Annotated in this window: 20 protein-coding genes and 1 other RNA gene; 7 read left to right on the top strand and 14 right to left on the bottom strand. The window is 64.1% G+C overall.

Annotated features, from left to right (window positions below):
• Positions 1–6: 6 nt before the first annotated feature.
• A complete protein-coding gene (locus FJ988_RS25885; protein ID WP_140821303.1) occupies positions 7–360 on the bottom strand; it encodes a DUF1304 domain-containing protein in 354 nt (117 codons plus the stop codon).
• A 148-nt stretch (positions 361–508) separates the two neighbouring features.
• On the opposite strand from FJ988_RS25885, the gene FJ988_RS25880 reads away from it, so the two are divergent.
• Positions 509–1,996, top strand: coding sequence for a carboxypeptidase M32 (locus tag FJ988_RS25880; RefSeq protein ID WP_140821301.1), 1,488 nt, complete (start codon positions 509–511; stop codon positions 1,994–1,996).
• Between the two features lie 13 nt (positions 1,997–2,009).
• Here FJ988_RS25880 and FJ988_RS25875 read toward each other — a convergent pair whose 3' ends face one another.
• Entirely contained in the window at positions 2,010–3,812 is a 1,803-nt protein-coding gene (locus FJ988_RS25875) for an ABC transporter transmembrane domain-containing protein (RefSeq protein ID WP_140821299.1), read from the bottom strand.
• Positions 3,813–4,017: 205 nt separating this feature from the next.
• On the opposite strand from FJ988_RS25875, the gene rpmE reads away from it, so the two are divergent.
• The gene (rpmE, locus tag FJ988_RS25870; RefSeq protein ID WP_040974396.1) at positions 4,018–4,239 is read left to right on the top strand and encodes a 50S ribosomal protein L31; all 222 of its coding nucleotides are present in this window, start codon (positions 4,018–4,020) and stop codon (positions 4,237–4,239) included.
• 133 nt (positions 4,240–4,372) lie between these two features.
• On the opposite strand, the gene FJ988_RS25865 is transcribed toward rpmE, so the two are convergent.
• A complete protein-coding gene (locus FJ988_RS25865) occupies positions 4,373–5,008 on the bottom strand; it encodes a TetR/AcrR family transcriptional regulator (RefSeq protein WP_140821297.1) in 636 nt (211 codons plus the stop codon).
• Between the two features lie 134 nt (positions 5,009–5,142).
• Here FJ988_RS25865 and FJ988_RS25860 point away from each other — a divergent pair, with 134 nt between their 5' ends.
• Positions 5,143–5,619, top strand: coding sequence for a DUF1772 domain-containing protein (locus tag FJ988_RS25860; protein ID WP_140821295.1), 477 nt, complete (start codon positions 5,143–5,145; stop codon positions 5,617–5,619).
• Between the two features lie 32 nt (positions 5,620–5,651).
• Here the strand turns inward: FJ988_RS25860 and FJ988_RS25855 are convergent, their stop codons facing one another.
• From FJ988_RS25855 to ssrS, 7 genes are all read right to left on the bottom strand, one after another.
• Entirely contained in the window at positions 5,652–5,963 is a 312-nt protein-coding gene (locus tag FJ988_RS25855; RefSeq protein WP_140821293.1) for a SelT/SelW/SelH family protein, read from the bottom strand.
• A gap of 18 nt (positions 5,964–5,981) precedes the next feature.
• Complete coding sequence (locus tag FJ988_RS25850) at positions 5,982–6,731, bottom strand: YebC/PmpR family DNA-binding transcriptional regulator (RefSeq protein WP_140821291.1); 750 nt, start codon at positions 6,729–6,731, stop codon at positions 5,982–5,984.
• Positions 6,732–6,908: 177 nt separating this feature from the next.
• Positions 6,909–7,676 carry a TerC family protein gene (locus FJ988_RS25845; protein ID WP_140821289.1) on the bottom strand — a complete coding sequence of 256 codons (768 nt, stop codon included), beginning with the start codon at positions 7,674–7,676 and terminating at the stop codon, positions 6,909–6,911.
• 71 nt (positions 7,677–7,747) lie between these two features.
• Positions 7,748–8,572: a YmdB family metallophosphoesterase gene (locus FJ988_RS25840; protein ID WP_140821286.1), complete on the bottom strand. Its 825-nt coding sequence runs from the start codon at positions 8,570–8,572 to the stop codon at positions 7,748–7,750.
• A gap of 55 nt (positions 8,573–8,627) precedes the next feature.
• Complete coding sequence (locus FJ988_RS25835) at positions 8,628–9,158, bottom strand: DUF3592 domain-containing protein (RefSeq protein ID WP_140824992.1); 531 nt, start codon at positions 9,156–9,158, stop codon at positions 8,628–8,630.
• A 78-nt stretch (positions 9,159–9,236) separates the two neighbouring features.
• Complete coding sequence (locus FJ988_RS25830) at positions 9,237–9,821, bottom strand: 5-formyltetrahydrofolate cyclo-ligase (RefSeq protein WP_140821282.1); 585 nt, start codon at positions 9,819–9,821, stop codon at positions 9,237–9,239.
• An 82-nt stretch (positions 9,822–9,903) separates the two neighbouring features.
• A non-coding RNA gene (ssrS, locus tag FJ988_RS25825) (6S RNA) lies at positions 9,904–10,059 on the bottom strand.
• A gap of 166 nt (positions 10,060–10,225) precedes the next feature.
• On the opposite strand from ssrS, the gene FJ988_RS25820 reads away from it, so the two are divergent.
• The 4 genes from FJ988_RS25820 to msrB all read left to right on the top strand — a co-directional run bounded on the left by FJ988_RS25820 (position 10,226) and on the right by msrB (position 13,299).
• Complete coding sequence (locus FJ988_RS25820; RefSeq protein WP_140821280.1) at positions 10,226–11,065, top strand: MoxR family ATPase; 840 nt, start codon at positions 10,226–10,228, stop codon at positions 11,063–11,065.
• A 91-nt stretch (positions 11,066–11,156) separates the two neighbouring features.
• Positions 11,157–11,603, top strand: coding sequence for a GNAT family N-acetyltransferase (locus tag FJ988_RS25815; protein ID WP_140821277.1), 447 nt, complete (start codon positions 11,157–11,159; stop codon positions 11,601–11,603).
• Positions 11,604–11,609: 6 nt separating this feature from the next.
• Positions 11,610–12,800, top strand: coding sequence for a VWA domain-containing protein (locus FJ988_RS25810; RefSeq protein WP_140821275.1), 1,191 nt, complete (start codon positions 11,610–11,612; stop codon positions 12,798–12,800).
• 94 nt (positions 12,801–12,894) lie between these two features.
• Positions 12,895–13,299, top strand: coding sequence for a peptide-methionine (R)-S-oxide reductase MsrB (msrB, locus tag FJ988_RS25805; protein ID WP_140821272.1), 405 nt, complete (start codon positions 12,895–12,897; stop codon positions 13,297–13,299).
• Positions 13,300–13,375: 76 nt separating this feature from the next.
• Here the strand turns inward: msrB and FJ988_RS25800 are convergent, their stop codons facing one another.
• The 4 genes from FJ988_RS25800 to pyc all read right to left on the bottom strand — a co-directional run bounded on the left by FJ988_RS25800 (position 13,376) and on the right by pyc (position 18,126).
• Positions 13,376–13,675: a hypothetical protein gene (locus FJ988_RS25800; RefSeq protein WP_140821270.1), complete on the bottom strand. Its 300-nt coding sequence runs from the start codon at positions 13,673–13,675 to the stop codon at positions 13,376–13,378.
• Complete coding sequence (locus FJ988_RS25795; RefSeq protein WP_140821267.1) at positions 13,672–14,118, bottom strand: hypothetical protein; 447 nt, start codon at positions 14,116–14,118, stop codon at positions 13,672–13,674. The genes FJ988_RS25800 and FJ988_RS25795 overlap by 4 nt, the downstream gene beginning before the upstream one ends.
• A gap of 23 nt (positions 14,119–14,141) precedes the next feature.
• Entirely contained in the window at positions 14,142–14,402 is a 261-nt protein-coding gene (locus FJ988_RS25790) for a DUF2312 domain-containing protein (protein WP_095809925.1), read from the bottom strand.
• Positions 14,403–14,667: 265 nt separating this feature from the next.
• A complete protein-coding gene (gene pyc, locus FJ988_RS25785; protein WP_140821265.1) occupies positions 14,668–18,126 on the bottom strand; it encodes a pyruvate carboxylase in 3,459 nt (1,152 codons plus the stop codon).
• Positions 18,127–18,326 lie beyond the last annotated feature (200 nt).

Raw genomic sequence — 18,326 nt, 5'->3', positions numbered from 1 at the left:
TTTTTGTCACCAGCCCAGCCAGAGCGCGACGATGGCGAGCACCGCCGGCACCGTCTGGATGAACAGGATCTTGCGGCTGACGGTCGCCGCGCCGTAGAGGCCGGCTATGGCAACGCAGAGGAGGAAGAACATCTTGATCGGGAACCCGGCGGCGCCGAGATAGAGCCCCCAGATCAGGCCGGCGGCGAGAAAGCCGTTATAGAGCCCCTGGTTGGCGGCGAGCACCTTCGAAGCGGTGGCGAATTCGGGCTTCAACCCGAACGCCTTGTGGCCGCGCGGCGTGTCCCACAGCACCATCTCAAGATAGACGATATAGCAGTGGATCAACGCCACCAGCCCAGTGAGTATGTTGCCGATCATGGTCCCCTCCGTTTGCTCGGTTCCGGCATTGATCACGCAGCGCCCCCTATAAGCAAGACCGCTCAAGACAGGCTCGGCCGATCGGGGTTGCCAAGCCCGGCCGCATGGTATCTTTTCGCGCCACCCAAATCGCAGGCTCGGTAAACTCATGTCCTTCCAGAAACTCGACGAACTCGGCCGCAAGCTGGAAGCGCTGGAGCATGCGCTGGCCATCCTAGGCGCCGACGAAGCGACACATATGGCGGTCGGCGGTGGCGAGAAGCGCGCCGAAGCGATGTCGGCGCTGGCCGGCATGCTGCACCGCCAGGCGACCGGTCCCGAAATCGGCGATTGGCTCTCCGCGGCGGAAGCCGAGCCTTTGAGCGAGGAGCAGCAGGCGGCGGTTCGGGAGCTGCGCCGCCAATACACCAACCTCACCTGCCTGCCGGCCGATTTCGTCGAGCGCCAGACGGTGGCGCGCATGCGCTCCGAACAGCTTTGGCGCAGCTTGCGCGCCAGGAACGACTGGGCGGGCTTCCTGCCGGCGCTGGAAGGCGTCGTGGCACTTGTACGCGAGGAAGCGGCACTTCGCGCCGAAGCGCTTCGCCTCGACCCTTACGACGCCTTGATGGAGCAATATGATCCCGGCAATCGCGCCGCCGACATCACGCCGGTGTTTGCCGAGTTGAAGGCCTTCCTCAAGGATTTCCTGCCGCGCGCGCTGGCCGTGCAGGACGCCAGGCTGGCCAGGCACCCGCTGAAGCCGCTGTCGGGCAGCTATGCCATCGACAGGCAACGCGAGCTTGGCCTTGCCATGATGGCCGCGGTCGGCTTCGACCTGACGCATGGCTCGCTGTCGGTCTCGCACCATCCCTTCTGCGGCGGGGTGCCGACCGACGTGCGCATCACCACCCGCTACAAGACCTCCGACTTCTTGTCGGCGCTGATGGGCGTGCTGCACGAGACCGGCCACGCGCTCTACGAGCAGAACCTGCCGAAGGCCTGGTCGCACTGGCCGCTCGGCAAGGCGCGCGGCATGGCCGTTCACGAAAGCCAGAGCCTGTTCGTCGAAAAACAGGTCGGCCGCAATCCCGCCTTCTGGCGCTGGGCGCTGCCGGTGGTCGAAAAACATCTCGGCGAGGCCTGGTCGCTCGACGATATCCTGCCGCATGTCCATTACGTGCAACGCGGCCTGATCCGCGTCGACGCCGACGAGGTCACCTACCCGCTGCATGTCATCCTGCGCTACGAGCTCGAGCAGGAGCTTGTCGCCGGCCGGTTGGAAGCCGCCGACCTGCCCGAGGCCTGGGACGCCAAGATGCGCGACTATCTGGGGCTCTCGACCATCGACAACCCGGCCGACGGGCCGATGCAGGACGTGCACTGGCCGGGTGCGGCTTTCGGCTATTTCCCGTCCTACACGCTGGGCGCCATGATGGCGGCGCAGCAATGGGCGGCCTTGACCAGGGAGCATGCGTCAGCGGACGCGGATCTCGCCAAGGGCGATTTCAGCGCCATCAACGACTGGCGGCTCCAAAGGATCTGGTCGCAGGGCTCGCGCTGGTCGACGCCGGACCTGCTCGAACGCGCCACCGGCGAAAAGCTCAACGCCGCCTATTTCACCGAGCATCTAAAAAGGCGATACGGGGCGAGCTGACGGAAGGGTGACATTACTCCGCCGCGCCGCGGAAGGCGCTGGCGCCGGTCTCGAATTGCAGCTTGGCGAGCCGCGCATAGGTGCCGCCTTTGGCGACCAGGCTCTGATGTGTGCCTTCCTCGACGATGCGACCGCCATCCATGACCAGGATCCGGTCGGCCTTGAGCACCGTCGCCAGCCGATGCGCGATCACGATGGTGGTGCGGCCGCGCATCAGCCGCTCGAGCGCCGTCTGCACCAGCGTCTCGCTTTCGGCGTCGAGCGCCGAGGTCGCCTCGTCGAGCAGCAGGACCGGCGCGTCGCGCAGGATGGCGCGGGCGATCGCGATGCGCTGGCGCTGGCCGCCGGAGAGCGTCACGCCGCGCTCGCCGACCTGGCTGTCATAGCCCTTGTCGAGCTTCAGGATGAACTCGTCGGCGAGCGCTGCCTTGGCGGCTGCCTCGATCTCGACCTCGCTGGCGCCGGGACGGCCGAAGCCGATATTGTCGGCAGCGCTCGCCGCGAAGATGGTGACGTCCTGCGGCACGATGGCGATGCGCGCGCGGATCGCCGCCGGATCGGCTTCGCGCAGATCGACGCCGTCGATGACGATGCGTCCGGTCTCCGGATCGTAGAAGCGCAGGATGAGCGAAAAGACGGTGCTCTTGCCGGCGCCCGAGGGCCCGACGATCGCCACCGTCTCGCCGGGCTTCACCTGGAAGGAGAGGCCGTGCACGGCGGCGCGGTCCGGTCGCGCCGGATAGGAGAAGGAGACGTCGTCAAAGCTGATGGCACCCTTGGCGGTGGCCGGCAGCGGCTGCGGATCGACCGGCGCCTGGATGGTCGGCTGCTCGGCCAGGATCTCGGTCAGCCGCTCGGCGGCACCCGCCGCCTGCGACAGCTCGCTCCACACCTCCGACAGCGCGCCGAGCGCGCCGGCGGCGAACACCGAATAGAGCAGGAACTGGCTGAGCGTGCCGGCCGACAGCGTGCCGGCAAGCACGTCGCGCGAGCCGAACCACAACACCGCCACCACCGAGGAGAAGATCATGAAGATGGCGAAGAAGGTGAGGAAGGAGCGCGCGAAGACGGACGCCCGCGCCGCCTCGAAGGCGGCGTCGACCGCCGCGGTGAAATGGCCCGTGACGAGCCTCTCGTTAGTGAAGGCCTGCAGCGTGCGCACCGCGCCGATCTGCTCGCTGGCATAGGCGGTGGCTTCGGCAAGCGTGTCCTGCGCCTGCCGGGACTTGCGCCGCACGGAGCGGCCGAAGGCGACCAGCGGCAGCACGATCACCGGAATGGCGGCGATGACCAGGCCGGAAAGCTTCGGGCTGGTGAAGATCATCATCGCCACCGCGCCGAGGCCTAGTATGAGATTGCGTAGCGCGACCGAAGCGGTGGCGCCGACTGCCGACTTCACCTGCGTGGTGTCGGCGGCAAGCCGCGACACGATCTCGCCCGAATGCGCCTTGTCGAAGAACGCCGGCGACAGGGTCGTGACATGGGCAAAGACGTCGCGGCGGATATCGGCGACCACCCGCTCGCCCAGCGTGATGACGAAATAATAGCGGCTGGCCGACGCGGCCGCGAGCAATGCCGCCATGGCCACGAGCGCGGCAAAATACTCGGCGATGAAGATCGAGCCCGACGCCTGGAAACCGTGATCGATCATGCGCCGCACGGCCATTGGCAGCGCCAGCGTCGTCACCGCCGCGACGATCAGCGAGATGATGGCGCCGATCGCCAGCTTGCGGTAGCGGGTGACATAGGGGAAAAGGCTGCGCAGCGGCCGGATCGAGCGCCGGCGCGCCTCTGGACTGCCACCGATATCCGCCATGAGCGTTTCCTCTGGCCGCTTGCCGGCAAAGCGCCATAATATGCTTTTGCCGCGGCCTTGTGATTCAATTCCGGCTGATGTATAGGCTCGCCGACCGTTTTAGAAGCCGTGGCTTTCCATAGCTGCGGCTTCGAGTTTTAAAAAGGGGCGCATCGACGCAGGCCATTGGCCCGTCACCAGGCGCCGGCAAGCCAGGAACACGACAATGAAGGCCGATATCCATCCCGACTACCACACCATCAAGGTCGTCATGACCGATGGCACCGAATACCTGACCCGTTCGACCTGGGGCAAGGAAGGCGACACGATGAACCTCGACATCGACCCGACCACGCACCCGGCCTGGACCGGCGGCCAGCAGACCCTGCTTGACCGCGGCGGCCGCCTGTCGAAGTTCAAGAAGCGTTTCGAGGGCTTCGGCCTCTAAGCCGGATACATCGGCAGATTTGAAGAACCCGCCTTCGTGGCGGGTTTTTTGTTGGGCAGTTTCTTCCTTTGTGCCCGAAGGGCGGATTAGGGGCAGCGCCGGCGTTGGCTAGCGGGATGCGGACCCGGGCCGCCTACTCACCCACCAGTTCCCGCAACGCCATACGCTTGTACGCCGCGACCAGCCTGTCGCCCTCCTCGCGCTCGACGGAAATCGCCAGCCGCATGGCGGCCTCGCCCATCTGCCAGACCAGGAAGGCCGTCGTTTCCAACCCGACCGGATCGGCATTCGGCCGCAGCCGCTTCAGCACCGCGACCAGAAACTCGGCATTGGCGCGGCTGTCGGCGAGCTCAAGCTCGCGCAGCGCTTTGTCGGCCTGCGTGCCCGACCAGATGTCGCGCATCACCGGTTCGGCCAGGAACAGATTGTAATAAATGTCGACCAGTTCCGAGAAAGCCTGCCTAAGCCCCTCCGCGTCACCGACGTCCTTCAGCGCCGCCGCAATGCAGGCCTGGCTTTCGGCGGTGTAGCGCTCGGCCAGCGCCCAGACGATCGCCCGCTTGTCCGGGAAGAACTGGTAGAGGGAGCCGATCGACACCTCTGCCCGTTCGGCCACCTCGCCCATGCGCATGGCATCACTGCCCTGTTCGGCAATCAAGGCCGAGGCGGCGGAGAGCATGCGCTCGACCCGTTCGCGGCTGCGCTGCTGGCTCGGCGACCGGCGCGGCGCGGCGACCTGATCGGCTCTCGCGGCGACTTTTTCGTCCATGACTCCCTCCACGGCAATTTTTCCGGAGACCGACTTGACTCGCAAAATACGAGGTTTTATCACATTTGCAAATGTGAGGATTAGTCGCATTTAAGCAATTCGGATTTAGCCCTTTGCAAAGGTGGAGCGCCGACATGATGAAACTTCTTCCCACCCTCACCGTCATTGCCGCGATCGGTTCCGGCATCGTCGGCGGCGTCTTCTTCGCCTTCTCCAATTTTGTCATGGCAGCACTTGCCCGGCTGCCCGTCCCAAGCGGCATCGCCGCGATGAATTCGATCAACATCACGGTGATCACGCCGACCTTCATGACGGCTTTGTTCGGCACCGGCCTCATCTGCCTGGCGTTGATTGCAGCCGCACTGTTGGGCTGGAGCCAATCAGGCACGTACTGGCTGCTTGCCGGCGCCGTGATCTATGTCATCGGCAACCCGATCGTGACCATGGTCTTCAACGTGCCGCTGAACGACGCGCTGGCCGCCGTCGATCCAAACAGCGCCAACGGCGCCGCCGTATGGGCGAACCATCTGAACCAATGGGTGATGTGGAACCATGTCCGCACCATCACCGCCATCGCGGCGATGGCCTGCTTCATCATGGCGCTGATTTGAAAGGCGTCTGGCTTAAAACGAACGATCCGACTTCAAGCCGGGTCTTTCGTTTTGTGTCCCTTGCGGTCGGAGTGACCCAGATCCCGCTCCGGATCGATGACGTCGCGGACCAGTTGCTTGAGCTTCGCCGCTTCCGGGAAGCCGCCATCGCGCTTGCGGTCCCAGACAAGCACCTCGTTGCAGGAGATCGTGAAGATGCCGCCGGTGCCCGGCACCAGCGTCACTTCGCCGAGGTCGGTGCCGAACGTCGAAAGCAGCTCCTGCGCCATCCAGCCGGCGCGCAGCAGCCACTGGCACTGCGTGCAGTAGGTGATGCGGATGACGGGAAGTGGCTGCTCGCTCATCTCGGGTAGCGTGGCCGCTCAGGCCGCGCTGAGCTTGGCCATGGTCTCGTCGTCGACCTCGAAATTGGCGTAGACGCTCTGCACGTCGTCATCGTCTTCGAGCGTAGCGACCAGCTTCATCAGCGACTGCGCGCGTTCTTCGTCGACGGGGACGTTGTTCTGCGGCTGCCAGATCGGCTTCACCGATTCCGCCTCGCCGAGCGAGGCTTCCAGCGACTTCGACACCTCGCCGAGATTTTCGAAGCTGCAATAGATGGTGTGGCCTTCCTCGTCGGACTCGACGTCGTCGGCGCCGGCCTCGATCGCCGCTTCCATGACCTTGTCGGCGCTGCCGGCGGAAGCCGGATAGTAGATTTCCCCGACGCGGTTCCACATGAAGGAGACTGAGCCGGTTTCGCCGAGCGCCCCGCCGGCCTTGGTGAAGGCGGCGCGCACATTGGAGGCCGAGCGGTTGCGGTTGTCGGTCAGCGCCTCGACGATCAGCGCCACGCCGCCCGGGCCGTAGCCTTCGTAACGCACCGCTTCGTAGTTTTCGCCGTCGCCGGCGGAGGCCTTGTTGATGGCGCGCTGGATGTTGTCCTTCGGCATCGACACCGCCTTGGCGTTCTGCACCGCAAGGCGCAGGCGCGGGTTCATCGCCGGGTCCGGCGTGCCGGTCTTGGCGGCGACGGTGATTTCGCGCGCCAGCTTGGAAAACATTTTCGACCGCACCGCGTCCTGGCGGCCCTTGCGGTGCATGATGTTCTTGAACTGCGAATGGCCAGCCATGGCACCCCTGTCGTGTTCGGCTAGAGCATGCCGGCCCAAGGCGTGACGTCGCCTCGCATCCGCGCATGCTCGAATTCAATCTTCAGAACGCCCCGATCCTGCCTGCGAGGGCAATCGGGCGCTCTTTGTCGGAATGGCCGGCTTATAGATAAATCGGCTCAATTCGTCCAGCCGGCCTCAATGCTCGCCGCCAGATCCCTGCTTCCTGCGCCGCCGCGCCAGCATGTTGAGCCCCTCGACCAGCGCCGAAAAGCCCATCGCGGCGTAGATGTAGCCCTTGGGCACATGGTAGCCCATGCCGTCGGCGATCAGGGTCATGCCGATCATCAGAAGGAAGCCCAGCGCCAGCATGACGATAGAGGGGTTCTTGGCGATGAAATTGGCGAGCGGCGTCGCCGCCAGCATCATCACGCTCACCGCCACGATGACGGCGATATACATGATGGCGATCTCGTCGGTCATGCCGACGGCGGTGATGATGGAATCGATCGAGAAGACGAGGTCGAGCAAGAGGATCTGGAAGATCGCGCCTGCTAGGCTCATCTGCAGCGTGCCGCCGACCATCGTGTCCTGATGGTCCTGCGGGTCGACAGTGTGGTGGATCTCTTTGGTCGCCTTCCAGACCAGGAACAGGCCGCCGGCGATCAAGATCAGGTCGCGCCAGGAAAAGCCGTGGCCGAAGGCAGTGAACACCGGCGTCGTCAGTTGCACGATGATCGAGATGGTGGCGAGCAGCACCAGCCGCATGATCAGCGCCGCCGAAATGCCTAGCCGCCGCGCGCGGGCTCTTTGTGCCTCAGGCAGCTTGTTGGTCAGGATCGAGATGAAGATCAGATTGTCGATGCCGAGCACGACTTCGAGCACCACCAGGGTCAAAAGCGCGACCCAGGCGGTCGGATCGGAAACAAAGTGAAAATGCGGCGCCAGAAATTCGACAAGCTGCATGGAGGTCGTTCCCCTCTACGATCTAGAGCAGTGTTGCCGGCAATTAGGTACTCTGCGCACCTATATCAATGTCACGCCCAGAAAGATGGCGCCGTTTCTTCGAGTCGCGGCCCGCGACGAAACGGCGCGATTTTTTCCGCAAGCCCGGTACGGTCGGAAATCTCGACGCCGACGCCGCAGAGCGTCGCCGGTCCGTTGGCCGCCTCGAACCGGCCTTTGGGAACTTTCGACAAGAAACGGTTGAGCGGCTCTTCCTTGTCCATGCCGAGCGAGGAATCGTAATCGCCGCACATGCCGGCATCCGACATATAGCCGGTGCCGCCGTTGAGGATCTGGTGGTCGGCGGTCGGCTGATGCGTGTGCGTGCCGACGACGAGGCTGGCGCGGCCGTCGACGAAATGCGCGAAGCACATTTTCTCCGAGGTCGCCTCGGCATGGAAATCGACGATCGCCGCATCGGCCTGCTCGCCGAGCGGACAGGCGGCGAGCTCGCGCTCGCCGGCCTGGAACGGGTCGTCGAGCTCGGGATGCATGAAGACGCGCCCCATGATGTTGGCGACCAGCACGCGCGCGCCGTTCCTGGCGATATAGACGCCGGAGCCGCGCCCCGGCGTGCCCTTGGGGAAATTGGACGGCCGCAGGAAACGCTCCTCGCGCGGCGCGAAGACCAGCGCGTCGCGCTGGTCCCAGACATGGTTGCCGGTGGTGACGACATCGGCGCCGGCCGCCAGCGTCTCGCGAAAGATCTCTTCGGTGATGCCGAAGCCGCCGGCGGCGTTCTCGCCGTTGACGACGACGAAATCGAGTTTGAAGTCGGAAATCAGCCCAGGTAGCTGCTCCCACACCGCCATGCGCCCTGTCTTGCCGACCATATCGCCGAGGAAAAGAAGTCTCATAACCACTTCTATCCAGAGCTGTGGACGCTAGGCAAGCGGCAGTGCCAGATTGGTTCTAACGCCTGCCGAATGTGCCGCGCTGCTGTTCGGCGGGCCTGGCGCCCGCACCCGCAACCCGAACGGCCGAGGGCATCATCGGCGATGCCGGCGGCGCGTTGCGTCGGCGCAGCCAGAAGAACCAGACATAGAACACGGTGAACCCGCCCGTGACGGCAAGCAGCAACAGCCCGCCGCTCCAGCCTTTCATGGCGGCGGTATCGAGCTTCGATGGATCGGCGGGATCGTAGTAGAATTCAATCTTGTCGCCGGCGGACGCCTTGTAGAGGCCGATATCCTTGCCCTTGCCGGACCAGCTCATCGGCGCGTCGTTGGCGACATAGGCGACGGCGACATTGATGCCCTGCGTTGCGAGGCCGTTCGCCTGCATTTCGCTGTAGGGGCTGACATCCGTCACGGTGGCGATCGTCCGCTGCCAGGCCGCTTGATGATGCAGGGATGTTCCAATGATATGCGCTGCCATCAAGAACAGCGCCGCCGCGATCAGCGCGAGCGGCATGAGCAGGTAGCGCGCGAGAACAAACACCACGACCCCCGTCGTTTCGGACTATAGTGAGGGAATATTATCCGGCGTGTCTTTGAAACGCGTTAAGCCGATCGTGAACTTTTAAGCAATATCGAAGCGGCGCAGCCCGCTCTCAGTCAGTATTTCCGAGATGATGACGTCATGGTTTTCTTCCGGCACGCGTTCGACTTCCTGGCAGTCGAAGGCGATGCCGATCAGCCTTGGCGTGATGCCCTTGTCGGCAAGTTTGGCGATCGCCCGGTCGTAATAGCCGGCGCCGTAGCCGATGCGGTGGCCGCGCGCATCGAAGGCGGCGAGCGGCACCAGCATCATGGACGGGTCGAGCACTTCGGCCTCCGCATGCGGCCCGACCGTGCCGAACCCCATCTCGACCATCGGCGCGCCGCGCACCAGTTCGCGAAAGACGATCGTGGTCTTGTCGAGGATCGCCGGCAAGCAGAGCCTGGCGCCCTTTTCGCGCAGCGAAAACATCAGCGGCCGCACATCGACTTCCGAGCGCATCGGCCAGAAGCCCGAGACGATCTGGCCAGGCTCGACGTCGATCTCGTTCTTAGCCGTCTCGGCCATTTCGAGTGCGATTTCGACGCGCCAGAATTCGTCCAGCGCGTCGCGCCGCGCCAGCGCTTCCTTTCGAAGCTGTTTTTTCAGGTCTTTGGATGAGGTCATGTGCGGACGCTAGAAAAGGCCGGGGTTCGACGGCGTTGCAGGAACGACGTTTTCTAGCGTAAGTCTTCCAAAATCGGGAGAGTGACGATCCACACGACCGGTGGAGAGGTCGATCCCGGGTGCCTACAAAGTAGGTGGGCGCCGTGTGAGAAAACCCACGGGTCTTCCCAGGGACAGCTCCCTAAGGATCGATAAGGCCCCGGGGATAAGTTTCTCCTGCCGGGAAGCGCAGACCGCCAACGCCAATATAGGCCGACGGGGAACCAAGCGCCAGAAGATCGGGCGCCTGTCAGGTCATTATTTGCCACCTCATGATGGTGCTGGCGGAGTACGCCGCGACGCCTCTGCTATTGCGCTGCCGAAATCGCCTCCTTACGGTCGCCGCAAAATAGCCAGGAGAAAAAATGCGTTTCGAAGGCACCGCGGCTTACGTCGCCGACAAGGATCTGATGGTTGCGGTCAACGCCGCGATCGCGCTGGAACGGCCGTTGCTGGTCAAGGGCGAGCCCGGCACCGGCAAGACGGAACTTGCCCGCCAGGTAGCGGCCGCGCTCGGGCTGGAGTTCATCGAATGGAACGTCAAATCGACCACCAAGGCGCAGCAGGGCCTCTACGAATATGACGCCGTCTCGCGGCTGCGCGACAGCCAGCTCGGTGACGAGCGCTTCAACGACATCGCCAATTACATCAAGCGCGGCAAATTGTGGGATGCCTTCGCGGCGCAAAAGAAGGTCGTGCTTCTGATCGACGAGATCGACAAGGCCGATATCGAATTCCCCAACGATCTCCTGCAGGAGCTCGACCGGATGGAGTTCTTCGTCTACGAGACGGGCGAGACGATCCGCGCGGAATTGCGGCCGATCGTCATCATCACCTCCAACAACGAGAAGGAGCTGCCCGACGCCTTCCTGCGCCGCTGCTTTTTCCACTATATCCGCTTCCCCGATATCGACACGCTTCACCGCATCGTCGACGTGCACTATCCCGGCATCAAGCAGAACCTGGTGCGCGCCGCGCTCACCCAGTTCTACGAGATCCGCGACGTGCCGGGGCTGAAGAAAAAACCCTCGACCTCCGAAGCGCTCGACTGGATCCGCCTTCTGGTCGCCGACGACATCGCGCCTGAGGATTTGCGCGCCGATCCGAAGAACATGCTGCCGAAATTGCATGGCGCGTTGCTGAAGAATGAGCAGGACGTGCACCTGTTCGAGCGCCTGGCGTTCATGGCGAGACGTCAGCAATAGGCCGGCAGCAATAGCGCTTTCCGCGGCCGTGGACCGTTGCTGGCAAGCGGCCTATGCCGCAGCTTCTGGTCAAAGCATTGGAGGAGAAAAAATGTCCGAGATCACCGTTCGTCCGCTGGCGCAGTCCGACCACGCCGACTGGCGCCACCTGTGGACTGCCTACCTCACCTTCTACGAGACCAAGCTGTCGAACGAGGTCTATGACGTCACCTGGAAGCGCCTGTTTACGGCGGGCGAGTTCGAGCCCAAGGGTTTCATCGCCACGCTGGACGGCAAGGCTGTCGGCCTCACCCACTATCTCTACCACCGCTCCTGCTGGTCCCTGGTCAACAACTGCTATCTGCAGGACCTGTTCGCCGACCCGGACGTGCGCGGCAAGGGCGTGGGCGCGGCGCTGATCAAGGCCGTGCAGGACGAGGCCGGCAAGATCGGCGTCAAGAACGTCTACTGGATGACGCACGAGACCAACGCCACCGCGCGCCGGCTCTACGACCATGTGGCGCGCCGCACCGGCTTCATCGAATACGATCTGCTATAAAGGCCGATGTTCATCCCTTTCTTCCTCGAGCTGAAGGCCGCGCGGGTTCCCGTTTCGCTCAGGGAATATCTGTCGCTGCTGGAAGGCCTGGGGGCCGGGCTGGTCGACTATGACGTCGAAGGTTTTTATTACCTCGCCCGCGCCGCCCTGGTGAAGGACGAGCGCCATATCGACCGCTTCGACCAGGTGTTCGCGCATGTCTTCAAGGGCGTCGAAGCGCTCGGCGGGCCGGACGCGGTCGACGTCGCCAACATCCCCGAGGAATGGCTGCGCCGGCTGGCCGAAAAGCACCTGACCGACGAGGAGAAAAAACTGGTCGAGGCTTTGGGCGGCTTCGACAAGCTTATGGAGACGTTGAAGAAGCGGCTGGAGGAGCAGAAGGGTCGCCACCAGGGCGGCTCGAAATGGATCGGCACCGGTGGCACCTCGCCCTTCGGCGCCTATGGCTACAATCCCGAAGGCGTGCGCATCGGCCAGCATGAGAGCCGCCATCGCCGCGCGGTAAAAGTCTGGGACAAGCGCGAGTTCAGAAATTTCGACGACTCGGTCGAACTCGGCACCCGCAACATCAAGGTGGCGCTGAAGCGCTTGCGCCGCTGGGTGCGCGAGGGCGCCGAGGAAGAGTTCGACCTGCCCGGCACCATCCACGCAACCGCCGAGCACGGCTATCTCGACGTCAAGACGCGGCCCGAGCGCCGCAACGCGGTGAAGCTTCTGATGTTCTTCGATGTCGGCGGCTCGATGGACGACCATATCCGGGCTGTCGAGGAGCTGTTCTCGGCCGCCCGCGCGGAATTCCGCCAGCTCGAATATTTCTACTTCCACAACTGCCTTTACGAGCGCGTCTGGAAGGACAATCGCCGCCGGCTCGCCGAAACCATCCCGACCTTCGACCTGATCCACAAATACGGACCGGACTATAAGGTGATCGTCGTCGGCGACGCCTCGATGAGCCCTTACGAGATCATGCATCCGGGCGGCTCTGTCGAGCACTGGAACCCCGAGGCCGGCAGTGTCTGGCTGGCGCGGCTCTTGCAGCAATGGCCGAACGCGATCTGGCTGAACCCGGAAGCCGAGAAGAACTGGCGCTACACCCACTCGATCCAGCTGATCGGCGATATCTTCGGCGGCCGCATGTTCCCGCTGACGCTGGCCGGGCTCGAGGCTGCGACGAAGCAGCTTTCAAGGAAGCACTAGCTGGGACAGCGGTGGGAACTGATGTAACAATTGCCTATCTTCGTGCGAATACCCGTTGCAACCAACAACGAGCCGTCAAGGCCGAGGAGATTTCATGGACACCCACGCCTATCCCGTCACCCGCACCGATGCCGAATGGCGCGCCAAGCTGACGCCGGAGCAGTACGCCGTCATGCGCAACCACGGCACCGAGCGTCCCGGCAGTTGCGCCCTGCTCTATGAGAAGCGCGCCGGCACCTTCCACTGCGTCGGCTGCGACCAGCCGCTGTTCGAATCCAAGCTGAAGTTCGAGAGCGGCACCGGCTGGCCGAGCTTCAACGATCCCGTTGCCGGCTCGATCGAGAACACCGTCGACCGCAGCTACGGCATGGTCCGCACCGAATGCCACTGCTCGCGCTGCGGCAGCCATCTCGGCCACGTCTTTGAGGACGGCCCGCCGCCGACCGGCCTGCGCTATTGTATCAACGGCGTGGCGCTGCGCTTCGAGCCTGCGGCCTGACCGACTTCGCTTCGAATTCCCGAAAGGGCGGCTTCGGCCGCCCTTTTTTGTGCCCCTCGGTTCCAGGGAAATATCTTCAGACGACAGCGGCCGCGATCAGCCAGAGCGCCGAGCCCAGCATCATCAGCTGCGCCTTGAAGCCGCCGGCCTTCTCTGCCGTGCGCCAGACGGCGATGGTGAGGAAGATGTTGTAGGGCACCGGCAGGAAATGAACGGTCAGCACCAGCCAGAGCGGCAGCTTCAGCCCGAGCAGGACAAGCGCCAGCGCCGACGAGGCGAGGCTGATCGCCGTGCCGACAAGCAGCATGTCGCGCCAGAACAGCCGGTCGAGCGGCGCCGCGCCGCGCCAGCGAGCGCGGAAGAAGTCGGTTATCACGGGCGATCCCGTCCCAGAACCGTGGTTACCGCTTCCTCGACACGCGAGCATTCCGTCACCAGCCAGTCGCTCATGGCCGGCCAGTTGTCCTCGGCATAGCAGTTCACCCGCCACATCGAGTTGATGCCGAGACCCTCGCAGCTCTGCTCCGGCTTGAGCTTCAGCCGATCCTCGATCGCCGGCTGGAACGGCTTCAGCCGCGACCAGGAGTCCGTGGCGCCGAACTTTTCATTGCGGCCGAAGAAGACACCGACATGGTTCTGCGCCGGTGCGACATACATCGAAAGCACCAAGGCGAAATCCGGCAGCCCGCGCTGCCAGAACCATGGCCCGCGCCTTGCGAGCCTCTCTCTTTCTTCCGGGTGCCGCTCGGCGAACAGCGTCCAGAAGCCACGATGGCGGAACTCCGTGGCGCGGCGGCCGCCGAAGTCGAACTCGTTCATGGCCGTTCCCCGGCCACGAGGTCTCAGACCATGCCGAGCGCGGCTTTGTACAGGTCCAGGATGGATTCTTCTTCCTGGCGCTCGGCCTGATCCTTCTTGCGCAGCCGCACGATGGTGCGGACCGCCTTGGTGTCGAAACCGGTGCCCTTGGCCTCGGCATAGACATCCTTGATGTCGTCGGAAATCGTCTTCTTTTCCTCTTCGAGGCGCTCGATGCGCTCGATGATGGCGCGCAGCTGGCCGGCGGCTACAGTCTGGCTGGTCTCGGTGATCTCATCGGCCATTTTTTCTCTCCGCGTCTTCTGGTGCGACGGCGATTCCCGCCGTGCCAAATTGGAGCGGGTTCCCTGCCCGAGCGGGCGCGGCTGGTCAAGACACTTGTCGAGCGCCTGTGGACGGCCAGGCACAAGGTGTGTCGAGATTCAGGTCAGGCCGCGTCGAAAATGTCGGATTCCGAGAACCGGAGCGGAGCGTACTTTTCGTACGTGAGCACCGGAAGCGCAGGAAGCCGGCATTTGCAGGCCGGCCTCACCTGAATATCGGCGCACCTTATTTAAAGGCGACGAGCAAATCCTTGGCGTCGATCTGTTCGCCGGCGCGGACCAGCACTTCGGCGACCTCGCCGTCGCGCTCGGCGTGGAGCGCGGTCTCCATCTTCATCGCCTCGATCGACAGCAGCACGTCGCCAGCCTTGACCGCCTGTCCGGCGGCTACGGCAAGCGCAGAGACCACGCCGGGCATCGGCGCGCCGACATGCGCTTCGTTGCCGGGCTCGGCCTTGCGGCGCGCCTTGGCGGCGGAGGCGCCATGCGCCCTGTCCGGCACCCTGACGCGGCGCGGCTGGCCGTTGAGCTCGAAGAAGACGGTGACCATGCCCTTTTCGTCGACATCGCCGACCGCCAGGCAGCGCACCACCAGCGTCTTGCCCTTCTCTATGTCGAGGAAGATCTCGTCCTCCGACTTCATGCCGTAGAAATAGGTCGGCGTCGGCAGCACGCTCACCGGCCCGTAGGTTTCCTGCGCGGCGGCGAAGTCGGTGAACACCTTCGGGTACATCAGCCAGGAGGCGAATTCGAACTCCGAGAGCCTGCGCTCCAGCTTTGTCTCGATATCCTTGCGGCTGGCCTTGAGATCGGCCGGCTTCAACAGCGAGCCCGGCCGCGCCGTGATCGGCTTCTCGCCCTTCAGCGCCTTCTTCTGCAGCGCCGTCGGCCAGCCGCCGGGTGACTGGCCGAGATCGCCGCGCAGCATGGAGACGACCGAGTCCGGGAAGGCGATGTCCTTGGCCGGGTTCTCGACGTCGGCGACGGTGAGGTCCTGGCTGACCATCATCAGCGCCATGTCGCCGACCACCTTGGAGGACGGCGTCACCTTGACGATGTCGCCGAACATCAAATTGACGTCGTGATAGGCCTGCGCGACCTCGTGCCAGCGCGTCTCCAGTCCAAGCGAGCGCGCCTGTTCCTTGAGGTTGGTGAACTGGCCACCCGGCATCTCGTGCAGATAGACTTCCGAAGCCGGTCCCTTTAGGTCGCTTTCGAAGGCGGCGTACTGGTTGCGCACCGCTTCCCAGTAGAAGGAGATGCGGCGGATCCATTGCGGGTCGAGGCCGGGATCGCGCTCGGTGCCTTTCAGCGCCTCGACGATCGAGCCAAGACAGGGCTGCGAGGTGTTGCCGGAGAAGGAATCCATCGCCGCGTCGATGGCGTCGGCGCCACTCTCCACCGCCGCCAGCACCGTCGCGGCCGACAGGCCGGACGTGTCATGCGTGTGGAAATGGATCGGCAGGTCGGTCGCTTCGCGCAGCGCCTTGAACAGCACGCGCGCCGCGGCGGGCTTCAAGAGCCCGGCCATGTCCTTGACGGCGATGATATTGGCGCCGGCCGCTTCCAGTTCCTTGGCCAGCCCGACATAATATTTGAGGTCGTATTTGGCGCGCGCCGGATCGAGGATGTCGCCGGTGTAGCACATCGCCGCTTCGACCAGCTTGCCCTCGGCGCCGACCGCGTCCATGGCGACGCGCATGTTCTCGACCCAGTTCAGGCAGTCGAAGACGCGGAACAGGTCGACGCCGCCGCTGGCGGCCTGCTTGACGAAATGCTGCACGACATTGTCGGGATAATTGATGTAGCCAACACCGTTGGCGCCGCGCAGAAGCATTTGCAGGAGAAGGTTCGGTGCGGCCTCGCGCACCTTGCTCAGCCGCTCCCACGGATCCTCGGTCAGGAAGCGCATGGCGACGTCGAACGTGGCACCGCCCCAGCATTCCAGCGACAAAAGCTGAGGCAGCGCCCGCGCATAGGTGCCGGCGATGCCGACGATGTCATGCGTGCGCATGCGCGTGGCAAGCAGCGACTGGTGGCCGTCGCGCATCGTCGTGTCGGTGACCAGCACCTGGCGTTCGCCACGCATCCAGACTGCGAATTTCTCCGGACCGAGAGCATCGAGGCGCTGCTTGCTGCCGTCCGGAATGTGGCCGTTGAGATAGGGCACCACGGGCGCCGCCGCATTGGCCTTCGGCATCGGCCGGCCGCGCGTCTCCGGGTGGCCGTTGACGCTGACATCGGCCAGATAATTGAGCAGCTTGGTGGCGCGATCCTGCCGCTTCACCTGCTCGAACAGCTCCGGCGTCGTGTCGATGAAACGGGTCGTGTAGGAATTGTCGTGGAAGCGCTGGTGGTTGATGATCGCTTCGAGGAAGGTGAGGTTGGTGGCGACGCCGCGGATGCGAAACTCGCGCAGCGCCCGGTTCATGCGCGAAATCGCCTCGCCCGGTGTCGGCGCCCAGGCCGTCACCTTTTCGAGCAGCGGATCGTAGAAGCGGGTGATGACCGCGCCCGAATAGGCGGTGCCGCCGTCGAGCCGGATGCCGAAGCCGGCCGCCTCGCGATAGGCGGTGATGCGGCCGTAATCCGGGATGAAATTGTGCTCAGGGTCTTCGGTGGTGATGCGGCACTGCAGCGCATGGCCATTGAGGCGGATGTCCTTCTGCGCCGGCACGCCGGATTCCTTGGTGCCGATGGCGAAGCCGTCGAGGATATGGATCTGCGCCTTGACGATATCGATGCCGGTCACCTGCTCGGTGACAGTGTGCTCGACCTGGATGCGCGGATTGACCTCGATGAAGTAGAACTTGCCGGTGTCGGCGTCCTGCAGGAACTCGACCGTGCCGGCGCCGATATAGCTGGTCTCGCGCGCGATCTTGAGCGCATAGCCGCAAAGCTCCTGCCGCAGTTCCTCGCTGAGATAAGGCGCCGGCGCGCGTTCCACGACCTTCTGGTTGCGGCGTTGGATCGAGCAGTCGCGCTCGAAAAGATGCACGGCGTTGCCATGCGTGTCGCCCAGCACCTGCACCTCGACATGGCGGGCGCGCTCGATCAGCTTTTCGAGATAGACCTCGTCCTTGCCGAAGGCGGCCTTGGCCTCGCGCTTGCCTTCCATCACCTCGCGGGCGAGGTCGGCTTCCGCGCGGATGGCGCGCATGCCGCGGCCGCCGCCGCCCCACGAGGCCTTGAGCATAACCGGATAGCCGATCTCGGCGGCGAGCTTCTTCACCGCCTCCATGTCGTCGGGCAGCGGATCAGTGGCGGGCACCACCGGCACGCCGACCTCGATCGCCAGATTGCGCGCGGCGACCTTGTTGCCGAGACGGCGCATCGTCTCCGGCTTCGGACCGATGAAGGTGATGCTGGCTTCGGCGCAGGCCTCGGCGAATTCCGGGCTTTCCGAGAGCAGGCCGTAGCCGGGATGGATGGCGTCGGCGCCGGACAGTTTTGCGACGCGGATCACTTCCTCGATCGACAGGTAGCTCTCGATCGGCCCCATGTCCTTGTTGAGGTGCGGGCCGCGCCCGACCTGATAGCTCTCGTCGGCCTTGAAGCGGTGCAGCGAATATTTGTCCTCCTCCGCCCAGATCGCCACGGTTTTGAGGCCCAGCTCATTGGCCGCGCGGAAGACGCGGATGGCGATTTCGGACCGATTGGCGACGAGAATCTTCGTGATGGCCAAGGACGAGGGCTCCAGCAGCGGAAGGGAAGGTAACCGGCGCAATGATTAGCGTGAAAATGCTGCAGTGCAAACAGAATCGCGCGACATCTAAAACGATTTAGGTCCCCTGTTTGCGGCAAAGCCGTCATTGCCTTTCTCGATATGCCCTACGGCAGCGACGGAAAGGGGCATCGGTGGGCGCAACAAGGCGCTATGTACCG

The sequence above is a fragment of the Mesorhizobium sp. CU3 genome (assembly GCF_006442965.1).
GTDB lineage: Bacteria > Pseudomonadota > Alphaproteobacteria > Rhizobiales > Rhizobiaceae > Mesorhizobium.
This window is presented reverse-complemented; position numbering and strand designations above follow the sequence as displayed.